This is a genomic window from Streptomyces sp. NPDC085927 (assembly GCF_044540975.1).
Taxonomy (GTDB): domain Bacteria; phylum Actinomycetota; class Actinomycetes; order Streptomycetales; family Streptomycetaceae; genus Streptomyces; species Streptomyces hirsutus.
This window is the reverse complement of the sequence record NZ_JBITSN010000003.1, coordinates 82,210-102,177: the sequence shown is the minus strand read 5'-3', so window position 1 is coordinate 102,177 and position 19,968 is coordinate 82,210. Positions and strand designations below refer to the sequence as shown.

At 68.0% G+C, this 19,968-nt stretch carries 24 protein-coding genes; 12 read left to right on the top strand and 12 right to left on the bottom strand.

What is annotated here, in order from left to right; translation table 11 throughout:
- Positions 1-135: 135 nt before the first annotated feature.
- The gene (locus tag ACIF80_RS09435; RefSeq protein ID WP_399801530.1) at positions 136-351 is read left to right on the top strand and encodes a hypothetical protein; all 216 of its coding nucleotides are present in this window, start codon (positions 136-138) and stop codon (positions 349-351) included.
- A 687-nt stretch (positions 352-1,038) separates the two neighbouring features.
- On the opposite strand, the gene ACIF80_RS09430 is transcribed toward ACIF80_RS09435, so the two are convergent.
- A complete protein-coding gene (locus ACIF80_RS09430) occupies positions 1,039-1,710 on the bottom strand; it encodes an NAD(P)H-binding protein (RefSeq protein WP_399801527.1) in 672 nt (223 codons plus the stop codon).
- Here ACIF80_RS09430 and ACIF80_RS09425 point away from each other — a divergent pair.
- Entirely contained in the window at positions 1,709-2,110 is a 402-nt protein-coding gene (locus ACIF80_RS09425) for a winged helix-turn-helix transcriptional regulator (protein WP_399801525.1), read from the top strand. The two genes, ACIF80_RS09430 and ACIF80_RS09425, sit on opposite strands and share 2 nt — an antisense overlap.
- Before the next feature lie 318 nt (positions 2,111-2,428).
- Here the strand turns inward: ACIF80_RS09425 and ACIF80_RS09420 are convergent, their stop codons facing one another.
- Complete coding sequence (locus tag ACIF80_RS09420) at positions 2,429-3,031, bottom strand: hypothetical protein (RefSeq protein ID WP_399801522.1); 603 nt, start codon at positions 3,029-3,031, stop codon at positions 2,429-2,431.
- Between the two features lie 229 nt (positions 3,032-3,260).
- Here ACIF80_RS09420 and ACIF80_RS09415 point away from each other — a divergent pair.
- A protein-coding gene (locus ACIF80_RS09415) for an IS5 family transposase (RefSeq protein ID WP_399802599.1) occupies positions 3,261-4,060 on the top strand; the annotation gives its coding sequence in 2 pieces (ribosomal slippage) (positions 3,261-3,596 and positions 3,599-4,060; 798 coding nt in all).
- Positions 4,061-4,161: 101 nt separating this feature from the next.
- On the opposite strand, the gene ACIF80_RS09410 is transcribed toward ACIF80_RS09415, so the two are convergent.
- From ACIF80_RS09410 to ACIF80_RS09400, 3 genes are all read right to left on the bottom strand, one after another.
- Positions 4,162-4,518, bottom strand: a complete 357-nt coding sequence (locus tag ACIF80_RS09410; RefSeq protein ID WP_399801519.1) for a hypothetical protein — start codon at positions 4,516-4,518, stop codon at positions 4,162-4,164.
- Between the two features lie 399 nt (positions 4,519-4,917).
- A complete protein-coding gene (locus ACIF80_RS09405; RefSeq protein WP_399802597.1) occupies positions 4,918-5,454 on the bottom strand; it encodes a flavoprotein in 537 nt (178 codons plus the stop codon).
- 14 nt (positions 5,455-5,468) lie between these two features.
- Complete coding sequence (locus tag ACIF80_RS09400; RefSeq protein WP_399801517.1) at positions 5,469-6,746, bottom strand: helix-turn-helix domain-containing protein; 1,278 nt, start codon at positions 6,744-6,746, stop codon at positions 5,469-5,471.
- Positions 6,747-6,931: 185 nt separating this feature from the next.
- Here ACIF80_RS09400 and ACIF80_RS09395 point away from each other — a divergent pair, with 185 nt between their 5' ends.
- From ACIF80_RS09395 to ACIF80_RS09380, 4 genes are all read left to right on the top strand, one after another.
- Positions 6,932-7,363 (top strand): ATP-binding protein, encoded by a 432-nt coding sequence (locus ACIF80_RS09395; protein WP_399801514.1) that lies wholly within the window; start codon positions 6,932-6,934, stop codon positions 7,361-7,363.
- Positions 7,364-7,469: 106 nt separating this feature from the next.
- A complete protein-coding gene (locus ACIF80_RS09390) occupies positions 7,470-7,877 on the top strand; it encodes a hypothetical protein (protein ID WP_399802595.1) in 408 nt (135 codons plus the stop codon).
- Between the two features lie 407 nt (positions 7,878-8,284).
- Positions 8,285-8,716 (top strand): DUF4145 domain-containing protein, encoded by a 432-nt coding sequence (locus ACIF80_RS09385; RefSeq protein ID WP_399801511.1) that lies wholly within the window; start codon positions 8,285-8,287, stop codon positions 8,714-8,716.
- A 293-nt stretch (positions 8,717-9,009) separates the two neighbouring features.
- On the top strand, positions 9,010-9,495 hold the full coding sequence (locus ACIF80_RS09380) for a DUF4265 domain-containing protein (RefSeq protein WP_399801509.1): 486 nt from the start codon (positions 9,010-9,012) through the stop codon (positions 9,493-9,495).
- A 166-nt stretch (positions 9,496-9,661) separates the two neighbouring features.
- Here ACIF80_RS09380 and ACIF80_RS09375 read toward each other — a convergent pair whose 3' ends face one another.
- Both ACIF80_RS09375 and ACIF80_RS09370 read right to left on the bottom strand, forming a co-directional pair.
- The gene (locus ACIF80_RS09375) at positions 9,662-10,039 is read right to left on the bottom strand and encodes a DUF5958 family protein (protein WP_399801507.1); all 378 of its coding nucleotides are present in this window, start codon (positions 10,037-10,039) and stop codon (positions 9,662-9,664) included.
- A gap of 85 nt (positions 10,040-10,124) precedes the next feature.
- Positions 10,125-10,454: a hypothetical protein gene (locus tag ACIF80_RS09370; RefSeq protein ID WP_399801504.1), complete on the bottom strand. Its 330-nt coding sequence runs from the start codon at positions 10,452-10,454 to the stop codon at positions 10,125-10,127.
- Positions 10,455-10,713: 259 nt separating this feature from the next.
- Here ACIF80_RS09370 and ACIF80_RS09365 point away from each other — a divergent pair, with 259 nt between their 5' ends.
- On the top strand, positions 10,714-11,178 hold the full coding sequence (locus ACIF80_RS09365; RefSeq protein ID WP_399801501.1) for a hypothetical protein: 465 nt from the start codon (positions 10,714-10,716) through the stop codon (positions 11,176-11,178).
- A gap of 671 nt (positions 11,179-11,849) precedes the next feature.
- Here the strand turns inward: ACIF80_RS09365 and ACIF80_RS09360 are convergent.
- Positions 11,850-12,152 carry a hypothetical protein gene (locus ACIF80_RS09360; protein ID WP_399801498.1) on the bottom strand — a complete coding sequence of 101 codons (303 nt, stop codon included), beginning with the start codon at positions 12,150-12,152 and terminating at the stop codon, positions 11,850-11,852.
- 201 nt (positions 12,153-12,353) lie between these two features.
- Positions 12,354-12,716 (bottom strand): SLATT domain-containing protein, encoded by a 363-nt coding sequence (locus ACIF80_RS09355; protein ID WP_399801496.1) that lies wholly within the window; start codon positions 12,714-12,716, stop codon positions 12,354-12,356.
- 14 nt (positions 12,717-12,730) lie between these two features.
- Between ACIF80_RS09355 and ACIF80_RS09350 the strand changes: the two genes are divergently transcribed.
- The 3 genes from ACIF80_RS09350 to ACIF80_RS09340 all read left to right on the top strand — a co-directional run bounded on the left by ACIF80_RS09350 (position 12,731) and on the right by ACIF80_RS09340 (position 15,063).
- Positions 12,731-13,156 carry a VOC family protein gene (locus ACIF80_RS09350; protein WP_399801493.1) on the top strand — a complete coding sequence of 142 codons (426 nt, stop codon included), beginning with the start codon at positions 12,731-12,733 and terminating at the stop codon, positions 13,154-13,156.
- 62 nt (positions 13,157-13,218) lie between these two features.
- Complete coding sequence (locus ACIF80_RS09345) at positions 13,219-13,512, top strand: universal stress protein (protein ID WP_399802593.1); 294 nt, start codon at positions 13,219-13,221, stop codon at positions 13,510-13,512.
- A 138-nt stretch (positions 13,513-13,650) separates the two neighbouring features.
- Complete coding sequence (locus tag ACIF80_RS09340) at positions 13,651-15,063, top strand: amino acid permease (protein WP_399801491.1); 1,413 nt, start codon at positions 13,651-13,653, stop codon at positions 15,061-15,063.
- A gap of 141 nt (positions 15,064-15,204) precedes the next feature.
- Here ACIF80_RS09340 and ACIF80_RS09335 read toward each other — a convergent pair whose 3' ends face one another.
- Complete coding sequence (locus ACIF80_RS09335) at positions 15,205-16,785, bottom strand: hypothetical protein (protein WP_399801488.1); 1,581 nt, start codon at positions 16,783-16,785, stop codon at positions 15,205-15,207.
- A gap of 157 nt (positions 16,786-16,942) precedes the next feature.
- Positions 16,943-18,400 (bottom strand): FG-GAP-like repeat-containing protein, encoded by a 1,458-nt coding sequence (locus ACIF80_RS09330; protein ID WP_399801486.1) that lies wholly within the window; start codon positions 18,398-18,400, stop codon positions 16,943-16,945.
- A gap of 360 nt (positions 18,401-18,760) precedes the next feature.
- Between ACIF80_RS09330 and ACIF80_RS09325 the strand changes: the two genes are divergently transcribed.
- Positions 18,761-19,363, top strand: coding sequence for a flavodoxin family protein (locus ACIF80_RS09325; RefSeq protein WP_399801483.1), 603 nt, complete (start codon positions 18,761-18,763; stop codon positions 19,361-19,363).
- 130 nt (positions 19,364-19,493) lie between these two features.
- On the opposite strand, the gene ACIF80_RS09320 is transcribed toward ACIF80_RS09325, so the two are convergent.
- Positions 19,494-19,820, bottom strand: coding sequence for a plasmid stabilization protein (locus tag ACIF80_RS09320; RefSeq protein ID WP_399801481.1), 327 nt, complete (start codon positions 19,818-19,820; stop codon positions 19,494-19,496).
- Between the last annotated feature and the right edge of the window lie 148 nt (positions 19,821-19,968).

Sequence of the window (19,968 nt, the reverse complement as noted above, 5' to 3'; positions counted from 1 at the left end):
TCCGACGGGTCGCGTCACCGACCCCGCACCCGACAGCACTGTCACCCGAATGGCCCAACATGACGTGCCACCCACATGGGTGAACATCAAGCTGATTAGTGCCCCAACCGAGGCAATCCGTGAAAGGCGAACCAAATGCGCATTCGACGAATCCTCGCCGCAGTCATCACCACGGCAGCCCTCGCCGGACTCGGCCTCACAGGCGCCGCCACCGCCACCGCCGGCAGCGTCACCTCGCCCGGCAGCGTCACCCCGGGTGAGTGCACGGACGGCGGCGGAACGATCGATCGGTCGACGCCCGTGCTCCCGACCTGCAGGGGCGGTATGTACGACGGGCAGACGGTCGACTAAACCCCACCAGGGCCTGTTGCGAAAGCGGATCGGCGCCCCGCAGCCACGCGCTGCGGGGCGCTCCCTCGCGAGCGTAGCCGGGAGAGTCGCAGGGACTGTGCCGACCCGTCGGGCACGCCAGGTCCGAGTCGGCCCGGAAGCACGCGGCGGGCGGGAGCTCCCGAACGCCGTCGCGCGCGAGCGCAGCGAGCTGCCAAGGTTTGCGCGGCCGTAGGCCGCACCTCTGTTACTGAGGCAAGAAGCCGGGGGTTCCTTGCCCAAGCTCGCGGAGGCGAGCGAGGTAGTCCGCCTCCGGCGGGGGATCGGCCGGCACCGGGATGGAGGGGGCGCCGTACCCGACCGCGGGCCCGTTGTGGTGTGCGTGGGGAGCTCCCATCCCGTCCACCGTCGACCCAGGCAGAGCCGAGCAGACGCGGCCCAGGGCGTCCAGGTCGTTCGTACAGTGGCACGCTCCACCTGGACGCCCTGAACCACGCCCGCTCCACGGTGTGTGGGTCGGCGGCGGACGGGATGGGAGCAGGAAAAGCGGTGGGGTCGGTAGCAATTCAGCTGCACGAGGACGCCTTGGCTAGCCGTTCGGATCAGCAATAATTGGCGGATACTGACCCGTGACGGGTATCCCACCCCGCTCGGCCAAGCCCTGGCCGAGTAGGGCGGATCGGCTGTCCGGTTGGTGCTGCGGCCGGTTCAGGCTGTCTTGACCGCGGCGGCGACGGCGTCGGTGAGCGGCGTGCTCGGGCGTCCGATGAGTCGTTCCAGGTCGGTGCTGGTGGTGAAGAGTTCGCCGCGGCTGATGCCGAGGTCGGAGTCGACCAGGAGGGCGGCGAACGGCGCGGGCAGTCCGGCGCCGAGCAGCACCTGGGTGTACTCGTCGGCGGGCAGGTTCTGATAGGTGACCGGCTTGCCGCTCTGGGCGGCGACCTCGGCGGCGAGTTCGGTCATGGTGTAGGCGGTGCCGCCCAGTTCGTACACGTTGCCGTCATGACCGTCGCTGGTGAGGACGACGGCCGCGGCGGCGGCGAAGTCGGCACGGGTGGCGCCGGAGATCCGGCCGTCGCCCGCGGAGCCGTCGATCGTACCAAACTGGAACGCGGTGGCGAGGTTGTCGGTGTTGTTCTCGATGTACCAGCCGTTGCGCAGGAAGACGTACGGCAGGCCGGACTCGCGAATCAGCGCCTCGGTGGTCCTGTGCTCCTCGGCGAGCTTCGTGCTGTTGGTGTCGGCGCGCAGGGTGCTGGTGTACGCGATCAGCTCGACACCGGCGTCCACCGCGGCCTGCACAACGTTCTTGTGCTGCGCCAGCCGCTGGCCGACCTCGTTGCCGGAGACCAGCAGAAGCCTGTCGGTTGTCGTAGGCATGACCAGCACTGCACCGCGAGACACCGCCGACCCGCTCGACGATCTGATCGCCGACGTGTTCAACCGTGCCTGCCCGTCTCGCCAGACGATGGAAACCGTTGCCAACAAGTGGGGAGCACTGGCCCTGGTCGCCCTCACCGAGAGCCCCTACCGGTTCAACGCCCTGCGCCGCCGGGTCGACGGGGTGAGCGAGAAGATGCTCGCGCAGACCCTCCACGCCCTGGAACGCGACGGCCTGGTGACCCGCGACGTGCAAGCCACCATTCCTCCCCGGGTGGAATACACGCTCACCGCCCCGGGTGCCCGCATCGCCGACACGCTGCGCGCCCTCCTCGACGTACTCGAAGCCGAGATCCCCGCGATCATGACCGCACGCGAGGACTACGACCGGCGGCACTGACCCCGCCCTCGGCGCACGACCAGTGCACCGGATCGGGCCTACGTGCCCTTCATCGCTCTACACCCGGTCCGTCATGAAGTTCTCTCACAGCCAGCAGTGAAGGCGCTGCGGCCGCCGGCCCGGCCCCGTCCTGGACCACGGCCCCCAGCTGCCAATCGAGGGGCACACCGCGACACCCCCGCCCGGGCCGTCTCTGGGCCGTGCGGGGGTGCTCAACGATGACAGATGGCGACGGTGGACGACGGCTCTTCCCCTGCTCAGAGACGGTGCTTCGGGTGCCGGCGCAGGTGCCGATCAGTGAAGCAGAGTTGAGCAACCTCAGAGAAGGTCCCGCCAGAAGGGGACCGTCGCTCGCGGGTTCCAGCTCTCGTCGACCTCACCCCGCGCCTCATCAAACTCCTGATGCACATAGTCGACCAGGTCCAGCCCGTAATAGATGATGTCGGTCTGCCACATGGAGAGCACCGGATGCCCGAAGCTTCCCCGGCCGGCGGGCAGGTAGCGGTGGGCGTACACGGGCACCAGTACCGGCGCCTCCGCCAGATGGCGCCGCGCCGTATCCAGTGCCGCGGTCCCGTCGACTGGACGCTCCCCCCAGCCCTCGTACCAGAACCCGTTGTGCTCCACGGCGAGCAGAACGCCCTCGACCGGCCAGTCGAGCTGTCGACGCAAGCTGTCCAGATCACCGCCACGCCACTCCGGCCAGGGCCTGGACCAGGTCTGCCCCTCCTCGGGAGGGACGTTGACCGGGAGGCCGGCCGCAAGGAACGCCCGGTGATCGTCCGCGAACTCGAAGCCGTACTCGCGCTCGATGCGCTCGAACTCGGCGTCCGTCAGTCCCGGCTCAAACTCATAGAGGCCTGTCTCTGCCAGACGACGCGCGGCCTCCGCACCCAGACGTACTCCCACACAGCTGATCACTACCGCACGCTAGCGCCAACCGAAGCCTGCAGTCATCTAAGTTGCGCGCTCCGTATCAACGACCGAGGCTTCTGACATTCACGGCTGACATCAACGACCCGGACGCCGGCACTCCTAAGCGGTCCTGCACGGCAGGCGTGGCCGGGTGGCTCCCCGACAATGCCGAGCAGCGATCGAACTCCTAAGAGGGCATCTCATTTGGCTCGATAGGCTGTCGGCCGTGGCAGGGATCGTTGAGCGGCTGGTGCCGGATGAGTTGTGGGAACTGTTCCAGCGCGTGGTGCCGGAGGCGCCTTCGCGGCCCCAGGGCGGCGGCCGGCGCCGGCACGGCGACCGTGAGGTGCTGGCCGCGATCGTGTTCGTGACGACCTCCGGGTGCACGTGGCAGCAGCTGCCCGCCGCGTCGTTCGGGCCCTCCGGGGCCACGGCCCACCGCCGGTTCACCGAGTGGACCAAGGCCCGGGTGTGGACCAAGCTGCACCGCCTGATCCTGGACGAACTCGGCTCCCGGGGCGAGCTGGACTGGTCCCGTTGTGCGATCGACTCGGTGAACATGCGGGCCCTGAAAAGGGGGACCTGACGGGTCCGAATCCTGTCGACCGGGGCAAGTACGGGTCGAAGATCCACCTGATCACCGAGCGGACCGGTCTGCCCATCTCCGTCGGAATCTCCGGCGCCAACCTCCACGACAGCCAGGCCCTGATCCCGCTGGTGAAGGGCATACCCCCGATCCGCTCCCGCCGCGGCCGACGCCGCCGCAGACCCGGCAAGCTCCACGCCGACAAGGGCTACGACTACCGCCACCTGCGGCAATGGCTCTCCCGCCGGGGCATCCGGCACCGCATAGCCCGCAAGGGCGTCGAGACCTCGCAGCGACTTGGCCGACACCGGTGGACCATCGAACGCACCATGGCCTGGCTCGCCGGCTGCCGCCGTCTGCACCGCCGCTACGAGCGCAAGGCCGACCACTTCCTGGCCTTCACCAGCATCGCCTGCACCCTGATCTGCTACCGCAGACTCACCAAATGAGATGACTTCTAAAGCGGGTGTCGGCGGACTACCGTCGCAAGTCGGCATGCAGTCGTCTACGGGCGGCGCTCCGGCGCCTTTACGAGGCCGCCTGAGATGCTTCAGGCGTCACGGTAAAGGCCGCGCGCTACGCGGACCACTCGGCCTTCCTTGAGCAGGCCGTCGATATACACCGAGGCTCCGTTGGGGTTGAGGATCTTGCCAGCTTCCGTCACAGAGCCGGCGATCTGCTTCAGGGTCATCGGTTCAGGTGAGTAGCGGAGCACCTCAACAATGGCCTGCGCCTTAGTCATGCCTGCGATCCGCTCGGCGAGTCCGGACTGCAGGGGGACCTGTTTGGCCAGAGCTTCGCGCTTCGCCTTCAGCCCTTCGATCTCGACTCCCAGGCGCGCGTACTGCAACTGCGCCTCCTGCAAGGCAGCTTCGACTTCCGTCAGGTCCCTCTGCAGCTCTTCCATGGCAGAGATGCCAGGAAAGTTTAACTAAGAAGTCTAGAGATTCCCTAACGCTTCTCAGTGGGAGGCCATGTGCATCTAGTGCGGCAGGGTGGAGCAGTGCGGTGGACGGTCAGCTCCTCCGCACCACTGCCGCACCAGGTGGGGCGGGGAGCAGCGGGGAATCACGGTGAATGGGAGCCCGCTCGGATGGGCCGAAGCCACACCGTCACCGCAGGTCAGCGCCGCGACAGGCCGCAAATGATCGCAGCTTCCCAAGCTGAGAGCGCGAGTTCGATTCTCGTCACCCGCTCCATGAAGAAGGCCCAGGTCAGAGACCCGGGCCTTTTGCTGTCCGCCGTGATCACTCGCCGCGTGCCGGAAGTACGCCAGATGCGCACCACCTCGCTCGCCGGAACCGCATCACGACCGCCGACCGAGCCGGGGTTCCAAAAGGTCCAGAGCCTCCTCCCAGCGGAAGCGGTCCGCTCCACCGCCGGCCTTGGGCCTGTGGGGCTCGTAGGTGCCGATCATGACGTTCATCTCACGCAGCACCTCCAGACTCCGCGCATAGGCGGGGTGGGCTGCCTGGGCGGCGTTCAGGTAGGGCAGAACGGCGGTGGGAACGCCCGTGCCGTGCGCCTCGCACAGGATGCCCAGAGCGAGGGTGTCGGAGATACCGGCGGCCCATTTGTTGATCGTGTTGAAGGTGGCGGGCGCGACGGCGATGGCGTCGGCCGGTGGCAGGGGGCGTGCTTCACCGGGTGCGCGCCAGGCGGAGCGGATCGGGCGGCCGGTCTGCTCCTCGACGGCCCTGACGTCAAGGAAGGCCAATCCCTGTGGAGTGACGATGACGCCGACGTTCCAGCCCCGTTCCTGCGCGGCTGTGATCAGCCTGCCGGCATCGGCGGCGATACCGGACGCGCAGACGACGACGTACAAGAAGGGTTTCTTCCCCATGGCCGTCGGATCGCTCACGCGGGCACCCCCAGTCGGCGGCTGAACTGATGCAGTTCGGGCAGGGTACGGCGGCGGTCGCGAGCCGCCATGTCCGCGACCAGATCCCGGACGGCAGGACGGCGGACGTCCTGTGCGGCGCATGCCTCGGCGATGCGCAGGGCCCGGTAGCCATCGGCAAGGCGTCCCTGACGGCTGTGTGCCCGGGCCACATCCAGCCACAGCGCGGCCCGGCGCTCCGGAACGGGAATGTGGCGGCGCATGAGCGGGTGGGCCGCCTGGAGCGCGCGGTCCACATCGCCGAAGGTCACCAGTGCGCTGACTTCGTGAAGAGCCACGTTGGTGGAGTCGAAGTTGGCCCATGCATCGGGCCGGTCGACGCAGACGTAGCGTGCCACTTCCTTCGCCTCGGAGAGAAACACCGCCGTGGCGGCGCGGTCGCCCCCACTGCTGGCCGCGGTCACACCCCGTAGAAGCAGCAGTCCGACAGCGGCGAGGTACTCCGGGGAGCGACGGTCGTAGGAGCCGGTGAGCTGGTCGGCGGCGTGACGCACGAGTGCGACGGCTTGAGCGGTGTGCTTCTCACGGGCCAGGACGTGAGCCTGTACGCGGACACTCGAGGCGAGGATCAGCGGGTCACCGGACCGCTCGGCCTCGGCCATGGCACGGCCGACGGCGAACCATGCGGTCCCTTGATCATGTTGCTTGAGCAGCAGACTGGTAGCGGTCTGGTAGGCCGTGGCAAGCAGTGGCGAGAGGGCATCCCTGGCTCCCACATCGCCTGCGGCCTGCCGGAGGTCGGCGATCAGGCCGGGGAGCATGCGTTCCAGTGCCGTGTAGTCGCAGGTGTAGAAGAGCCTGCGGGCCGCGCCGAGCCGATCACGCAGAACGGCCGTATCAAGTGGCGCGGCGGCGGCTGCTGGAAGCAGCCCGGGAAGGAGAGCTCGGACGAGTTCGTCGTGGGCGGTGACCGATTCGGGCAAAGGAACGAAAGCCGCGACGCCGGCGGCAAGGAACGTACGGCGGTGCATCTCCTTGACTCCGGGCCCGGGGCCGGGGGCAGCACGGTCAGGCGCGGCTGCGAGGCCCAACTGCTCGGAGGGGATGCCGAGCTCCTGTGCAACCGCCCGTAGGACACGGATGTCCTCCGTGCCACGGCCGCTCTCCAGACGGCTCACCTTGGACTGGTGATAACCGAGCGCGGTAGCGATTTCTCTCTGTGAGCGCCCCTGCAACACCCGCGCCCGGCGAATCACTTCACCGATCCGCCGCACCTCGTTGCATGCTTCGGCCATCTGCCACGGTTCCTTCCGCCGCTGCCGGTCCTGTCTGCACAACGGAACTCGAATCAGCCCGGTTCCGCCTCGATGCAGCTTCTGCATACCCCATGCACCGACAGCACTCGGCCCGAACGGGAACACCGGTCGACTGGTTCCTTGGAATGGCACCACCGACGCCGCTCACACAGGGAAGGCCACACATGGCAGCGCACCAGCTCGCTCTATCGGTACCGGCCACGGCCAACGCGGTCTCCACCGCGCGACACCAGGCCGTGAACGGGATACGGCGCTGGAACGCGGAATGGGACGACGACGTGGAGCACACCGCGGCCTTGGTGATCAGCGAACTGCTGACGAACGCGGTTCAGCATGCCGGCACCGGCCGAATCCTGCTGGCCCTCCGCCTCACTGGCACCGCCCTGCGCATCGAGGTCTGCGACTCCAGCTCGCTGCTCCCCCAGCCCGGCCCACCGGACGACGACAGCGAGACCGGGCGTGGTCTGCTCCTCGTCTCCGCTCTCACCGACCGGCACGGTGCCGAGCCGACACCGACTGGTAAACGGTGTTGGGCCGAACTCCCGCTCCTCGCCCCAACGAGGACAGACAACCACGCCTTTCTGAGGGGGAGTTGACTTGAATCCCGCATCGCCTCACATGTCGCGGACGCTTGAGGCACACATTGCACGTACCGAACGACCGTCCATCGACGCCAACGCAGCGGGAGTTTCGGGGCTTCCCGTGACGCCGAGCATTGCTGCAACCAGTACCAGCAGGATCCGACGAGGCTACTGGTGCGAGTGCCGGACCACAGCCACCGGAAACGGAACAGAGCGGCCGGTGTTCCTGGCATCCTTCGACGCCTACTCGGCGGCTCAGGCCGACCGATGGGTCGCGGTCGCCCTCCGGACGATCTCACCAGCACTCGATGCGGACGCCTCGGACGCGGCGTGGGCATGGCTGTACGAGGACCGCCTCGAAACGCGTCGATCCCTGCTACGAAGCGAACCCTGCACGGTGACAATCACACACGCCGGAACCCGCATCACCTGGACCATCCGCCCAGTGCTCTTCCTGCCCCTCGCACATCAACAAAACATCGAACTCCTCTCCTGTGCACACGACTTCAAACCACACGCCACAGACTGAGTTACAACTTTCTCCACTGGTTCAAGGCGGCTCGCTCCGCTCCCCGCGCGCGGCCCGGCCCCCGACCGGGCCTGCGCTCCTGTCTCCGCCCCGCTCCAGCCCGGCCGGCACCCGTGCCGCGCGCACAGCAATCAGCCGCTTGCGCTGAGAGAAGGGGTCCGTCGCGGCTGGGGCGATCACGCTAGGCTCAGCAGGTCAATGGGCCAGCTCCGGGGGTGTACGTGAGCCAAGTTAGTCGGTTGCTTGAGTGTCCAAACTGCGAGGGCCCATCCCTTTTGAATGAATGGGTCACGTATGACTACGTCCCCCATCCAGATCAAGATATCTCGCTAGCTTGCTACACCCTCCTCGGCTGTGGGGCGTGCGGACAACCCCAGCTTTGGAAAGATCCCGTAGGCTCTGGCGACTTGGATAAGTCCGAGCGGTTATGGCCGCAGGTTGCCGCGCTAGCTCAGGGAATCCCAACGCCGATAGCGCGTGAGGTGATCGAAGCACGTGCATGCTTCGATGCCAAGCTGTACACGGCCTCTGCAGTCATGGTCCGTCGCAGCCTGGAAGGCATGTGTATCGAGCAAGGCACCAAGAAGAAAGCCCTCTTCCAGGCCCTCCAGGAACTCCGCGATGACGGGAAGATTGAGGGCCGCCTGTTCGATTGGGCACATGCGCTACGAGTGCTTGGCAACCAGGGCGCGCACTTCAGCGAGGAACCGGTGAGCCGAGAAGACGCAGCAGACGCCTTGTCTCTTGCCGAGGCTCTGCTGAACTACCTCTATGTCTTCACAGTCAAGTACGAGGAATTCCAGAACCGTAGGCAGTCGCCAGAAAAGACCGCTGATTAACACTGGTTCCGTGATCGCTGAGTCGGCGTACGGCCGGTTACAGCACAGACCGCAGGGCTCCGGTGTCATCGTCACGGGCCGGCCGTCGCGGCTTGCTCTGGTCGACGGCACCGGCAGCGTGGCAGAGGCTGGTGGGGGTGTAGCGAGGCATACGCGCGCGTGATCGGTGGGCACCCTCTCCGTCGTGGCCGACTGTCGTTGGCTGAGGCACAGACCAACCCGTATTCAGTTGGAGCAGACGTCATCGTCACCCACCCGCGGCCGGTGCGGCAGGGCTGTGCATCCTGGGCACCATGACGAACCCCGAAGGCCCGTACGTCAAGGTGCACTTCCGGCTGGAGATCGAAGACGACTGGCCCCCGGCGTCAGTGGAGAGTCTTTGGGGCATCGACCAGGGCGACGGCACCGCGCGGATCGACAACATCCCCTGGTTCGTTCGCGGCATCGCCTGCGGGGACATCGTGGCAACCGAGCCCGACGAGGAAGGCGTGCGATGGGCCGGCGAGGTAGTACGGCGTTCGGAGAACTGCACCATCCGCCTCATCGTGTTCCGTGGCGGCGGTTCGGGAGCCGCGCGGCAGAGCGTGATCAACGCGTTTCGAGAACTCGACGTCGACGGCGAGGGCATAGAGCGGTTCGGCATGGTCGCCCTGGCCGTCCCGCTCACAGCCGACCTCACCAAGGTGCAACGGTTGCTCAAGCACGGTGTCGCCAAGGAGTGGTGGGCCATGGAAGAGGGATACATCACCGCAAAGTGGCGGGCCGCCTCCGCCGGCTGAAGCCGCTCATGTCGTCCACGGCTGGGCCGCCTCTGGGCCGTCCGAGGCCGCTCAACAGTGGCCAAGGACGACCGAAGACGACCACCAGGCGCGCAGAACCATCGCCCCTGACCGGCAAAAACCCAGCTCACCAAGATCCCCGGCAAGACCCAGGGCAAGAAGACACCTAGATTGCATCCCGCCGCGGATCCGACAGGTTGTGCCACTCGTGGCCGCACCCATCGGCGCAATGCAGCATCCGCCTGCGGGTATCCGCGATGCTGAAGAGGGCGATGAGCAGGCGGAATGACTTGGTAAGTTCATAGGCCGGGAGTGATTCCATCCCGAAGCGCCACTTCGTGAGCATCACCGCCGACGTGTGCGTGGGACGAATGCCAGAACGCGCAATGCTCTCTGGCACATCGTCTTCGCAGGCGCGGGCCTGCCCGCAGAACAGCGCCAGTGCGTGCAGGACCTTGCGTTGGTCATCCTCCGCTAGGCCCTCGAACCACTCGACACCCTCGGCCGTCGGTCTGAGCCCTTGCGCGAGTTCGTTCAGGACCACCTCATGTGCGTACAACGTCGTTCGCCTCCCCGTGGTTTCAGGCCGACGGTACGCTCATCAAAGCCCCGACGGTTCCCCGAGCTGTTCAGTGCGAAGGCGTGAAGCCGGCGGACTGGTCGAGGTGGAATGCGGAACCCGGAATCGTCGGAGTCCACCCCTCACGCAGGGCCAGCTGAACAGCCGCGGCAACACTGGACGGCCGTACAGGCTCAGCCTCGCGCCCCATCCAGTTGCTCGGGTGCGGCTGGTCGGTGGTCACCACGAGCGTCGCTCCCGGGGTGTCCGCACGGTCGACCGCGAACGTGCACGGCGACCAGGCCAAGCCCTGAAAGTAGGTCGGCCTGCCTCGAAGCCGCCAGCGGTAGGCCGTGCCGTCGACGACGATCCGTCGTGATCCCTTGCGGACCAGCGCCATGACTCCCCCTTCAACAGCGAAGATGCTAGCGAGCCCGGCGCAGTCGTCCGTCTCAGTTTCCGTCTCATTCAGCGCCGTTCACGGCCGTTCAAACAGGACCGGAGGCGGTAGCTGCCCAGGCGACTGGCCGCTCATGAACGCAGGTGAACGGCCTTGTGCTCGGCCCGGAACGGCACCAACACAGTTGGAAAGCGTGTTGGAGGCATCGGGATTGAACGTACGACGCACCAAGACCAGCGTCGCGTGATCAGCTTGGAGCGTGGAGACCATCATCGCCAGCGCCATAGCCGTCCTGGGAACTCTGCTCGGTTCAGGGATCACTCTGGCGTTCCAGCATCGAACCACCGACAGGAGCCACCAGTTCACCCGCCGCGAGAAGCTCCGGCAGGAACGACTCGATGCCTACTCCGCCTACGCCGGTGCGTTGATCAACTATCGCCGTTGTCTGGTCCACCTTTGGTTCTGCGAGCATGAGCAGCCACCACCGGAAGACGCCGACACGGTGCGCGTTCGAGCTTATGACTTGCGCTCCAACGCCCAGGAAGCCCTGTTCAGGGTGCAGATGCTTACAGATGACGAGACACTGAGCCGGACCGCGGAGGAGGTGCTCGCCGACATCACGGCGCTACCCAAGGTCGGCAGCAGAGTCGAGCTTGACGCCCTCAGGGTGCAAACCCGTGATGACATCGGTCGACTTGTCAGCACGGGCAAGCAACACCTCTGAGGGCTTATAGAGGCGTTGGCCTGCAGAGTGTCCAGATCGGACCGCACCACAAGCGCACCAGATCGAGCGGGGAACAGCGGGGAATCACAGTGAAAGCAGCCGGACCCAACGAGGCCCCATCTCGACCTTTCGCGCAGGTCAGCGCCCGAACCAGCCGCAAATGATCGCAGCTTCCCAAGCTGAGGGCTCCGGCATCGTCGTCACGGGCCGGCCGTCGTGGCTCGCTCTGGTCGATAGCACCGGCAGCGCGGCGGAGGCCGGCGGAAGTGCAACGAGGCATACGCGTGCGTGGCCGGTCGGCGATTCCCGCCGTCGTGGCTGACTGTCGTCGGCTGAGGCTCAGACGGGGCGCATCGCAGGTGCTGGCCGTCAGTCGAGTGCGGCAGAACTGGGCCGTCTCTGGGCCGTCCGAGGCCGCTCGACAGTGGCCAATGACAGCCAATGATGACCACCAGGCGCACGGGCCTACCGTCTCTGAGCAGCGAAAACGCAGGCCACCAAGATCCCCGGCAAGACCCAGGGCAAGAAGAAGCAGGTTTCGTGGTCGTGCCCCTTGCCTGTGCTTCCGTCGCGGGTAAGGGGATTTTATGCCGTTGGCCCTCTCCGGGCCCTCCGGATGGGGTGGTGAGGAAAGCGACGGATGCAGTAGCCAAGTGCACTGCGGGCGCCCGTCATGGTGAGGCGAAGAGGGCGAACACCCCCGCTGCACCGCCCAGGAGCAGGAACTGCATCATGCCGGAGATGCGCCATCCCAGAGCAAGCAGACCGCCGCCCGTGACCACCGCGCCCCCGGCCAGGAACCACATCGCCTGCCGGGCAGCCCGAGAGGCGGCATCCGGCGAAGGGGAGGCGTCGTAGCTGTCGGCCCACCCCGTCATCCCGTAGCCGTACAGCAGCCAAGCGATCACCATCAGGTCGACCAGGAGCAGCACCGCACCGACTCCCGCCTGTTGAACGACCGACGGCCTGCTCACACGCTTCACCGTCACCGCCGTTCCAGCTGTCGCCCCTCGTCTGCCCACCGCATGGGGGACAGCATGCGGACTCGGCCCGCACCGCACATGAGTACGCCTACTCAGGTGACGTGAAAGCCCCTTGGGGACGGTGGATCAGGAGAGTGGCGGGCCGCCCGGGGGCGAGCCGAGAGGCGGGGAGGTCTGGGTGCGTTGTTCGACCTACTGGCGGAGTTCCTCGTCGCCCACCCGCTCGACTGCCGCGAGGAGTTCCTGCCGGGCTCTTTCGTCGCGGTCGGTCGCGGGAAGCAACCGGTAGCGGTTGACGGCTCGTCGGAGCGCCTCGTGCGACTGCGCCGCCAGGACGTAGCGGGGGCCGTGTCCGAACACCTGCCGGAAGCCGGTGAAGAAGAGGGCCCCACCGGCGATGAGAGCCGTCAGCCATGCCGGGGCGCTGAGCCCCGCCGCCACCACGGTGGAGGAGGCGGTGGCGAGAGCACCCAGCTCGGCCAGGCGGTACCACCGTCGGGAGGAACGGCCCCGTCCGCCCGCCCGCCTGCCTCCGCTCGATCGACCGCCGGTCACGGCACAGTGGGGGCATGGAGGCAGACGGCAGGAATCTTTTGGCCCGGGGGCGCGTGGCGACCAGGCTGCCGGCTCAGGATCTGGAGCGGGCGCGGCGCTTCTACTCCGAGAAGCTCGGTCTGGAGCCCGTCGACGAACGGCCGGGCGGGCTGCTGTACCGGTGCGGCGGCACGGAGTTCGCCGTGTTCCGGTCGGCGGGGGCCTCGTCCGGCACCTTCACCCAGATGGGCTGGCAGGTCGACGACATCGGAGCGGTCGTGTCGGAGCTGAGGCGGCGCGGCGTGGTGTTCGAGGTGGTCGACCTGCCGGGGTTCCGGATGGAGGACGGGATCGCCGAGATCGAGGGCAACTATCCGAGCAAGGGCGCCCGCGGTGAACGCGCCGCCTGGTTCCGTGACAGTGAGGGGAATCTGCTGGGCATCGGTGAGCCGGTCGTGTGACCGCGTCCACGGCAGCCGCCCCGGCCGGTGACGGTCACCACGGGCGTCAGCGGGCCCCGTCGATGGCGGGGGCAGCGCTGGGCGTGTCGCCGGCCGCGATGATCCACGGGATCGTCGAGGAACCTCGTGCAGCGGATCCGGGAGGCGGCCGAACGGCTGAAGGGGGTGTCGGGGTCCGCCGGGAGTTCCCCACGTTCCGCGGCGACCCGTGCAACGGTCTGGCCAGGGACTCTGACGGGCTGAGGGCGGACGCGGTGGTGGTGGGCGCCTCCGAGCAGGCCGGTCGTCGGATCATCGGCTCGGTCGCGGTCCGCCTGGTCGAAGCGGGACGATGGCCAGTGACGGTGGTGCCGTAGGCAGGGCCCGGACCGGTGGGCCGGACCGGCGGCCGCCCCGCCGCGGTCCGGCCGCGTGCGGGGCGGTCCCCCGACCCGGTGGCGCTGAGCCCGCATCATCCGCCGTCAGCCGTTGCCGTAGGCGAAGAGGTGAGGCACATGGCCGGACTCCGGGCGGGCGAGGGCATCCTTCGCCGCAAACCCATCGAACACATCGAAGAGACGGAAGCCGCCGAGGGGCCGCGCCTCGAGCGGACGCTCGGGCTGTGGCAGCTGACCGCGATCGGCGTGGGCGGCATCATCGGCGCGGGCATCTTCACCCTGGCCGGCACGGTGGCCAACGGCACGGCGGGCCCCGCGGTGCTGGTGTCCTTCCTCATCGCGGGCGTGGCCAGCGCGGCGGCCGCCCTGTCGTACGCCGAGTTCGCGGGAATGATCCCGAAGGCGGGCTCGGCCTACACCTACGGCTACGCGGTGCTCGGCGAGTTCGCCGGCTGGTTCATCGGCTGGGACCTGCTGCTCGAGTACACGGCGATCGTGGCGGTGGTCGCGATCGGCATCTCCGGCTACTTCAGCTTCCTGATCGAGGACCTGGGCGCCGATCTGCCCGCCTGGATGCTGGGTGCGCCCGGCACCGGTGCCGGGCACAAGGTGGACCTGTTCGCGGCACTCCTGTGCCTGCTCATCGCCTGGCTGCTGACTCTCGGCATCCGCAGCGCGGCCCGCTTCGAGACGATCGTGGTGGGGCTGAAGGTGCTGGTGGTGCTGGTGGTGGTCGTGGTCGGCGTCTTCCACATCGACACCGCCAACTACAACCCGTTCTTCCCCTACGGGGTCGGCGGCGCGTTCACGGGTGCGGCGACCGTGTTCTTCGCGGTCTTCGGCTACGACGCGATGTCGACGGCGGCCGAGGAGTCCAAGGACGCGCGGCGGCACATGCCGAAGGCGATCATCTACTCGCTGGCGATCGCGATGGTCCTGTACGTGGCGGCCTGTCTGGTGCTGACCGGTATGCAGAACTACAAGGACATCGACAAGGAGAGCGGCTTCTCGACCGCGTTCCAGTCGGTGGGGCTGAGCCGGCTGGCGGACGTGATCGCGGTGGGCGCGATCATCGGCATTCTCACGGTGATGTTCACGTTCATGCTGGGTGTGACCCGGGTGTGGTTCTCCATGTCCCGGGACGGGCTGCTGCCGAAGTGGTTCGCGAAGACGCACCCCACGCGGCACGTGCCGACCCGCGTGACGTGGATCGTCGGGGCGGCGTCCGCCCTCCTCGCCGGCTTCCTGCCGATCGCGGAGGCGGCCGAACTGACCAACATCGGCATCCTGCTGGCGTTCGTGGTGGTGTGCACGGCGGTGATCGTGCTCCGCTACCGGCAGCCGGACCTGCCGCGCGGCTTCCGTACCCCGTGGATGCCGTTCGTGCCGGCGCTGGGAGTGGTCTTCTCGATCTGGCTGATCACGTTCCTGCAGTGGCAGACCTGGGTGCGGTTCGCCATCTGGTTCCTGATCGGATGCGTGATCTACTTCGCGTACTCGTACAAGCGCTCGGAGCTGGCCAAGCGCTAGCGGGGCTGGCGTCAGCGGGTGCGGACGCCCGGCGCCGGCGGGACGGGAGCGCGCCTGTCGACCGGGACATTGTCCGATCCTGCGGTAGAGCCGCGAAGTACAGCAACCGCCAATGGCCGGCGCCGGCGGCCTCACACGCCTCTAGCGGACGTCGACGTAGTCCTCACGCCCGGAGTCCGCGTAGTGGGTGGTCGGGGTGTCGACGTAGCGGATCTGCCAGGTGCCGTCCTGCCGGGCGGTGAACTTCTTGTTGAAGGTGCCGTTGGACAGGGTCTTGGCGGTGCCCAGCTTCTTCCAGGTGGCGCCCTTGGTGGAGGCCTTGAAGTAGACGCGGACCGTCTGGCCGGAGAACGACTTCCAGGAGGAGCCGGACTTCTGGATCAGGCTGCCCTTGGCCGTGAGCGTCTTGCCCTTGCGTACGCCCTCGGGCGTGAGGTCGTCGTCGACGAGCTGGGTGGACTTGCGGCCGAGCTTGAAGGACGTGCTGCTCAGGTCGGCGCCCGTATGACGCAGCCGCCAGTAGCTGCTGGTCGAGGCCTTCTTGACCGGGGACTGGGTGAAGGTGGCGCCGTACTTCGCGGTGAAGGTGCCGGCGGTCGACCAGGTCTTGTTGTCCGTGGAGTGCTCGATGGCGACGTGGGCCGTCGTCCCCGCGGGGTACGAGCCCTCCGTGACGCCCAGCTTGCCGGTGAAGGTGACCTTCCGGTCCTTGTCCGCACTGGCCTTCAGCGACGTGAACTTGCTCGTCCGCGGAGCCTTGGCGACCTCGAAGGAGTGCGCCGTGGTGTTGAACCAGCCCCATTCGCTGGGCGCGATCTTCACCGTGCCGGCCTGCTTGACGGTGTACCGGCCCGAGAAGGTCCCGTCCTTGCGGGTCGGCAGGATGTTCTTGCCGCCGATCGTGATGCCGTAACGGAGCATCGGCTTCTCCGTACCGTCGTCGGCGATACGGGTGAGCTTGCCCCGCACGGGAACCTCACTCCCGTAGGGGGCGTTGACGGTGCCGAGGGAGGTCTCCACCTTCAGCTCCTGCTTGCGGAACGGCAGGGTGAGCGTCTCGCGCTCCGACCTGAAGCTGTACTCGTGCTGGGTGTCGGTGCTGTCCTCGAAGAAGTAGAGGGTGTCGGTGAAGCGCCCCTCGTCGTTCGTCCACAGCCAGCCGCCCCCGCCGGGCGTCGCGCGGTGGTAGAGCCCGGCTCCTGCGAACGGCTTGACCTCGTGCGTGTTCGGGTCCTCGGCCACGAGCGTGCCGGACACGGTGATGAGGTGGTTGTCGTACGAGATCCACTGACGGTCGCTGGTGACCGTCAAGCGGGGGGCGAGTCCGTAGGTGAGTTCACCGTTGCCACGGTGGACGAGTTCGTCCGCCCGGCCTTCCCTGACCACGACGTCCATGGTGTAGACGCCCATCTCGGGGAGCGTGACCGGCTCGCTCAGGAACTTCATGTCCCAGCAGTCGCTCTCGGGGGCGCACCGGTCGGCGATCCGGACGGTGTCGAGGATCTGGGCGCTGTCCTTCTTCCGGATGCGAATGCTGACGTCCTCGGGACGCACATGGTCGTCGTAGGACTCGTAGACGGCGTGGATCTTGCCGTCCTTCTCCTGCGTCGAGGTGCGCGACTTGAGTCTGACGTCGGCCGCCTGCGCGGCCGGCGCGGCGATCAGCGTGGAGGCGAAGACCGCGAGGGCCGTCGTGCCCACCGCTGCCGTGATCTTTCTCAATGGTTCCCCACCAGGTCTGTTCTGGTTGATCCACCGGTCGGCTCTCTGCCTTCTCCGTCGGATCAATGGTTGTGTGCGGGTTTTGTGTGGGGGGGGATGCAGCCCTCTGCCCGCGGTTTCCTCCGTCGGCGCAGGGCTGCTGTGCGGTCGCCCGGTGTCAGTGGGGGAAGGGGCCGCCGAGCGTCTTGTACGTCAGCTTGAGGGACTTCACCGTGAACGACTTCGAACCGGTGCCGGTGATGCCGGACTTGGAGCCCTTCAGCAGGTGGACCAGGCCCCAGCGGGTGTTGTCGAGCTGGTCGTTCGTGTCGACGACCAGGTCGGCGCGGCCGTCGCGGGTGTAGTCGGTGAGCTTGAGGCTCTGGCCGAAGTAGTCGTCCTTCTCCACGGCTCCCCCGACACCGGACGTGTTCTGGTGGTACGCCTTGGCCCCGGCGCCGGACAGGCCTCCCTTGCGGCCGAGCAGGACCGTGACCGTGCCGCCGTCCCGCTTGCCCCCCAGGTCCTCCCCGGGGGCGCCGACGGCGAGGTCCGCGTAGCCGTCGCCGTTGACGTCGCCGGCGGCGACGGCGGTACCGAAGCGGTCCTCCTTCTCCGAGGAGCCCGGCACGCCCGCCGTGTTCTGCGTGAACTTCACCGGCTTGCGGGCGGTGTTCGGACCGGAGGAGCCGCCGTAGTGGACCGTGACGTAGCCCTTCCCGCCGTCCGGCTGCTCGTAGCCGCGCCCGATGGCGAGGTCGCCGTAGCCGTCCTTGTCGAAGTCGCCGATGGCGGTGATGGAGCCGCCGCCCACCTGGTGGCCGCCGTCGTCCGGTACGCGGGTCTCGCTCGCCCTCCGGGTGAAGTCGGCGCCGCCGCGGTGGAAGTAGGCCCGCAGGTCCACGTCGTCGTCACCGCCCTGGAGATCGCTGCCGATGATGTACAGGTCGGTGGCGCCGTCGGCGGTGACCCGGCCCGCCGTGAGCTGGGAGGCGCTCAGGTAGCCGTAGCTCTTGCCGAGGGACTGCCAGCCGCTCTTCCCGCCCTTACGGGTGAAGGGGCCCTTGAGCAGGACCGCACCGGCCCGGCTGCTGCTGACCGCGACGAGGTCCTGGTCGCCGTCGCCGTCGAAGTCGCCCGCGACGACGTCCAGGCCGAACTGGTCACCCGAGTACGCGTTCTCCGGCGCGATGGGCGAGTGGAAGACGGTGCCGGAGCCGAGCCCCTTCGATCCGCCCCAGACGACGGTCAGGCCCCCGCGCGTCTGGATCTCACCGATCTTCTCGCCCGGTGAGGCGACGACCAGGTCCGCGTAGCCGTCGCGGTCGAGGTCGGCGCTGGTCGCGGCCCACCCCCACTCGTCCCCCTCCTCCACCGCACCCGGTATGCCGGGCGAGTTCTGGTGGAGGGTCTGCACGCGCGTGCCGGGGCCGGCCGACGTGCCGTAGACGACGGTGACCCGGCCGTCCTTGCCGTGCGTCCCGCCGAGCATGACGAAGTCGCGGTACCCGTCGCCGTTGAAGTCGTCGGAGAGCTTGGCGGGGGCCGCAGCCACCGTCGGGGCGACGAGGAGGGAGGTGCAGAGCGCCGCCGCGAGGGCCGTGGCGGTGGCGAGGACGGTGCGTGAGGCGCTCATGGTTCTCCGTTGTCCGTGAAGTGCCCGAAGGGCCCGACGTGCCCGACGTGCCCGTAGGGCGCTTGAACTGCGATCTTGGACTCGCACGGACGTCCAATGGTTGTACGCAGCACGGACGCGGACGCGGACGCGGACGCGGACGCGGACGCGGACGCGGACGCGGACGCGGACGCGGACGCGGATACGGGTGCAGGCGCGGACACGGGTGCAGGCGCGGGTGCGGGCGCCTTCGGCTCACGGCTCGTCGGTCGGCCGCGGGGGCCGGGGTTTTGTTACGCCTGCTGCCCAGGGGTACTCGGGGCAGCGCTGTGGGCTCGTGCTCGTGCGGCGGGCCGCCCCTCCCCCGACCTCGGAGCGAACGTGAAAGCACTGGTCGTCAACTGCACCCTCAAGGCGTCCCCCGAACCCTCCAACACCGAGGCGCTGGCCACCGTGGTCGCCGAGCGGCTGTCCAAGCACGAGGTCGAAGTGGACTTCGTACGGGCCGTCGACCTCCACCTCGTCCCCGGCGTGGTCACCGACGGGGGCGACGGCGACGAGTGGCCCCCCGTCCACGCGAAGCTCCTGGAGTCGGAGATCCTGATCATCGCCTCGCCGACCTGGCTGGGCCGGCCGTCCTCGGTGGCACAGCGCGTGCTGGAGCGCATGGACGCGATGATCTCCGAGACGGACGACGAGGACCGCCCCGTCGCCTACAACCGCGTCGCCGGGGTGGTGGTCACCGGGAACGAGGACGGCGCCCACCACGTGATCAGCGAGATCTCCGGGGCCCTCGTGGACATCGGCTACACGATTCCCGGCCAGGCGTGGACGTACTGGCACCTGGGCCCCGGTCCGGGACCCGACTACCTGGACGAGGAGCGGGGCCGCGAGTGGGCGCACACCACCGGGCGCGCCATGGCCGACAACCTCTTCGGCGTCGCACGGGCACTGACCGCGCACCCCTTGCCGGCCCCCGGCTGAGGTTCTCTCCTCGGTCCTCTTCCCGGTTCTCTCCTCACCGCTGCGGCATGAGCACCTGAAGGGCTTGGCCCGCCGATCGTGTGCCGTCTCCTCCCGGCTCCTCCCGGCGGGCCTCTCATCACGTCACACGTCAGTGGTCGAGTGCGTTCTTCAGCTGCTTCTTGGTCATCGAGGAGCGGCCGTGGATGTTGCGCTTCTTGGCCTCCTCGTACAGCTGGTCCTTGGTCGGCCCTTCCGCGCCGCTGTGCGAGCGCTCCCCGCCGCGCTGGGAGGCCGACTTCGGGTCACGCATGGAGGCCTTGCCGGCGGTCTTGGACTCGCCCGACCTGGCCCGCTCCTTGTTGACCGTCCGGGCCGCGATCTCCTCGGCCCGCTTCGACGACTCGCCACGGTCCTCGGCGCTCTCCTTGATGTGCTCGTACTGACGTTCACGCTTGGAGCTGGATCCGGCCGGCATGGTGGTTCTCCCTCTCTCACGGTCTCGCGCGGACTCCCGTCCGGACTGCGGTCGGGTGGTGGGCCCCTCCAGAGCCAGTCCAGTGGCGGGGCCGTCGGGATCGACGGGTTCCCCGGGAACCCGCCCGGACACCCGGTCGTCGTGCCCT

What these genes read in the sequence shown, in the direction of transcription:
- ACIF80_RS09435 (WP_399801530.1), top strand. Translation starts at nt 136, where the DNA reads ATGCGCATTCGACGAATCCTCGCCGCAGTCATCACCACGGCAGCCCTC.
- ACIF80_RS09425 (WP_399801525.1), top strand. Translation starts at nt 1,709, where the DNA reads ATGACCAGCACTGCACCGCGAGACACCGCCGACCCGCTCGACGATCTG.
- ACIF80_RS09430 (WP_399801527.1), bottom strand. Translation starts at nt 1,710, where the DNA reads ATGCCTACGACAACCGACAGGCTTCTGCTGGTCTCCGGCAACGAGGTC.
- ACIF80_RS09410 (WP_399801519.1), bottom strand. Translation starts at nt 4,518, where the DNA reads ATGGAAGAGCTGCAGAGGGACCTGACGGAAGTCGAAGCTGCCTTGCAG.
- ACIF80_RS09405 (WP_399802597.1), bottom strand. Translation starts at nt 5,454, where the DNA reads ATGGGGAAGAAACCCTTCTTGTACGTCGTCGTCTGCGCGTCCGGTATC.
- ACIF80_RS09400 (WP_399801517.1), bottom strand. Translation starts at nt 6,746, where the DNA reads ATGGCCGAAGCATGCAACGAGGTGCGGCGGATCGGTGAAGTGATTCGC.
- ACIF80_RS09395 (WP_399801514.1), top strand. Translation starts at nt 6,932, where the DNA reads ATGGCAGCGCACCAGCTCGCTCTATCGGTACCGGCCACGGCCAACGCG.
- ACIF80_RS09380 (WP_399801509.1), top strand. Translation starts at nt 9,010, where the DNA reads ATGACGAACCCCGAAGGCCCGTACGTCAAGGTGCACTTCCGGCTGGAG.
- ACIF80_RS09370 (WP_399801504.1), bottom strand. Translation starts at nt 10,454, where the DNA reads ATGGCGCTGGTCCGCAAGGGATCACGACGGATCGTCGTCGACGGCACG.
- ACIF80_RS09350 (WP_399801493.1), top strand. Translation starts at nt 12,731, where the DNA reads ATGGAGGCAGACGGCAGGAATCTTTTGGCCCGGGGGCGCGTGGCGACC.
- ACIF80_RS09345 (WP_399802593.1), top strand. Translation starts at nt 13,219, where the DNA reads ATGGCGGGGGCAGCGCTGGGCGTGTCGCCGGCCGCGATGATCCACGGG.
- ACIF80_RS09340 (WP_399801491.1), top strand. Translation starts at nt 13,651, where the DNA reads ATGGCCGGACTCCGGGCGGGCGAGGGCATCCTTCGCCGCAAACCCATC.
- ACIF80_RS09330 (WP_399801486.1), bottom strand. Translation starts at nt 18,400, where the DNA reads ATGAGCGCCTCACGCACCGTCCTCGCCACCGCCACGGCCCTCGCGGCG.
- ACIF80_RS09320 (WP_399801481.1), bottom strand. Translation starts at nt 19,820, where the DNA reads ATGCCGGCCGGATCCAGCTCCAAGCGTGAACGTCAGTACGAGCACATC.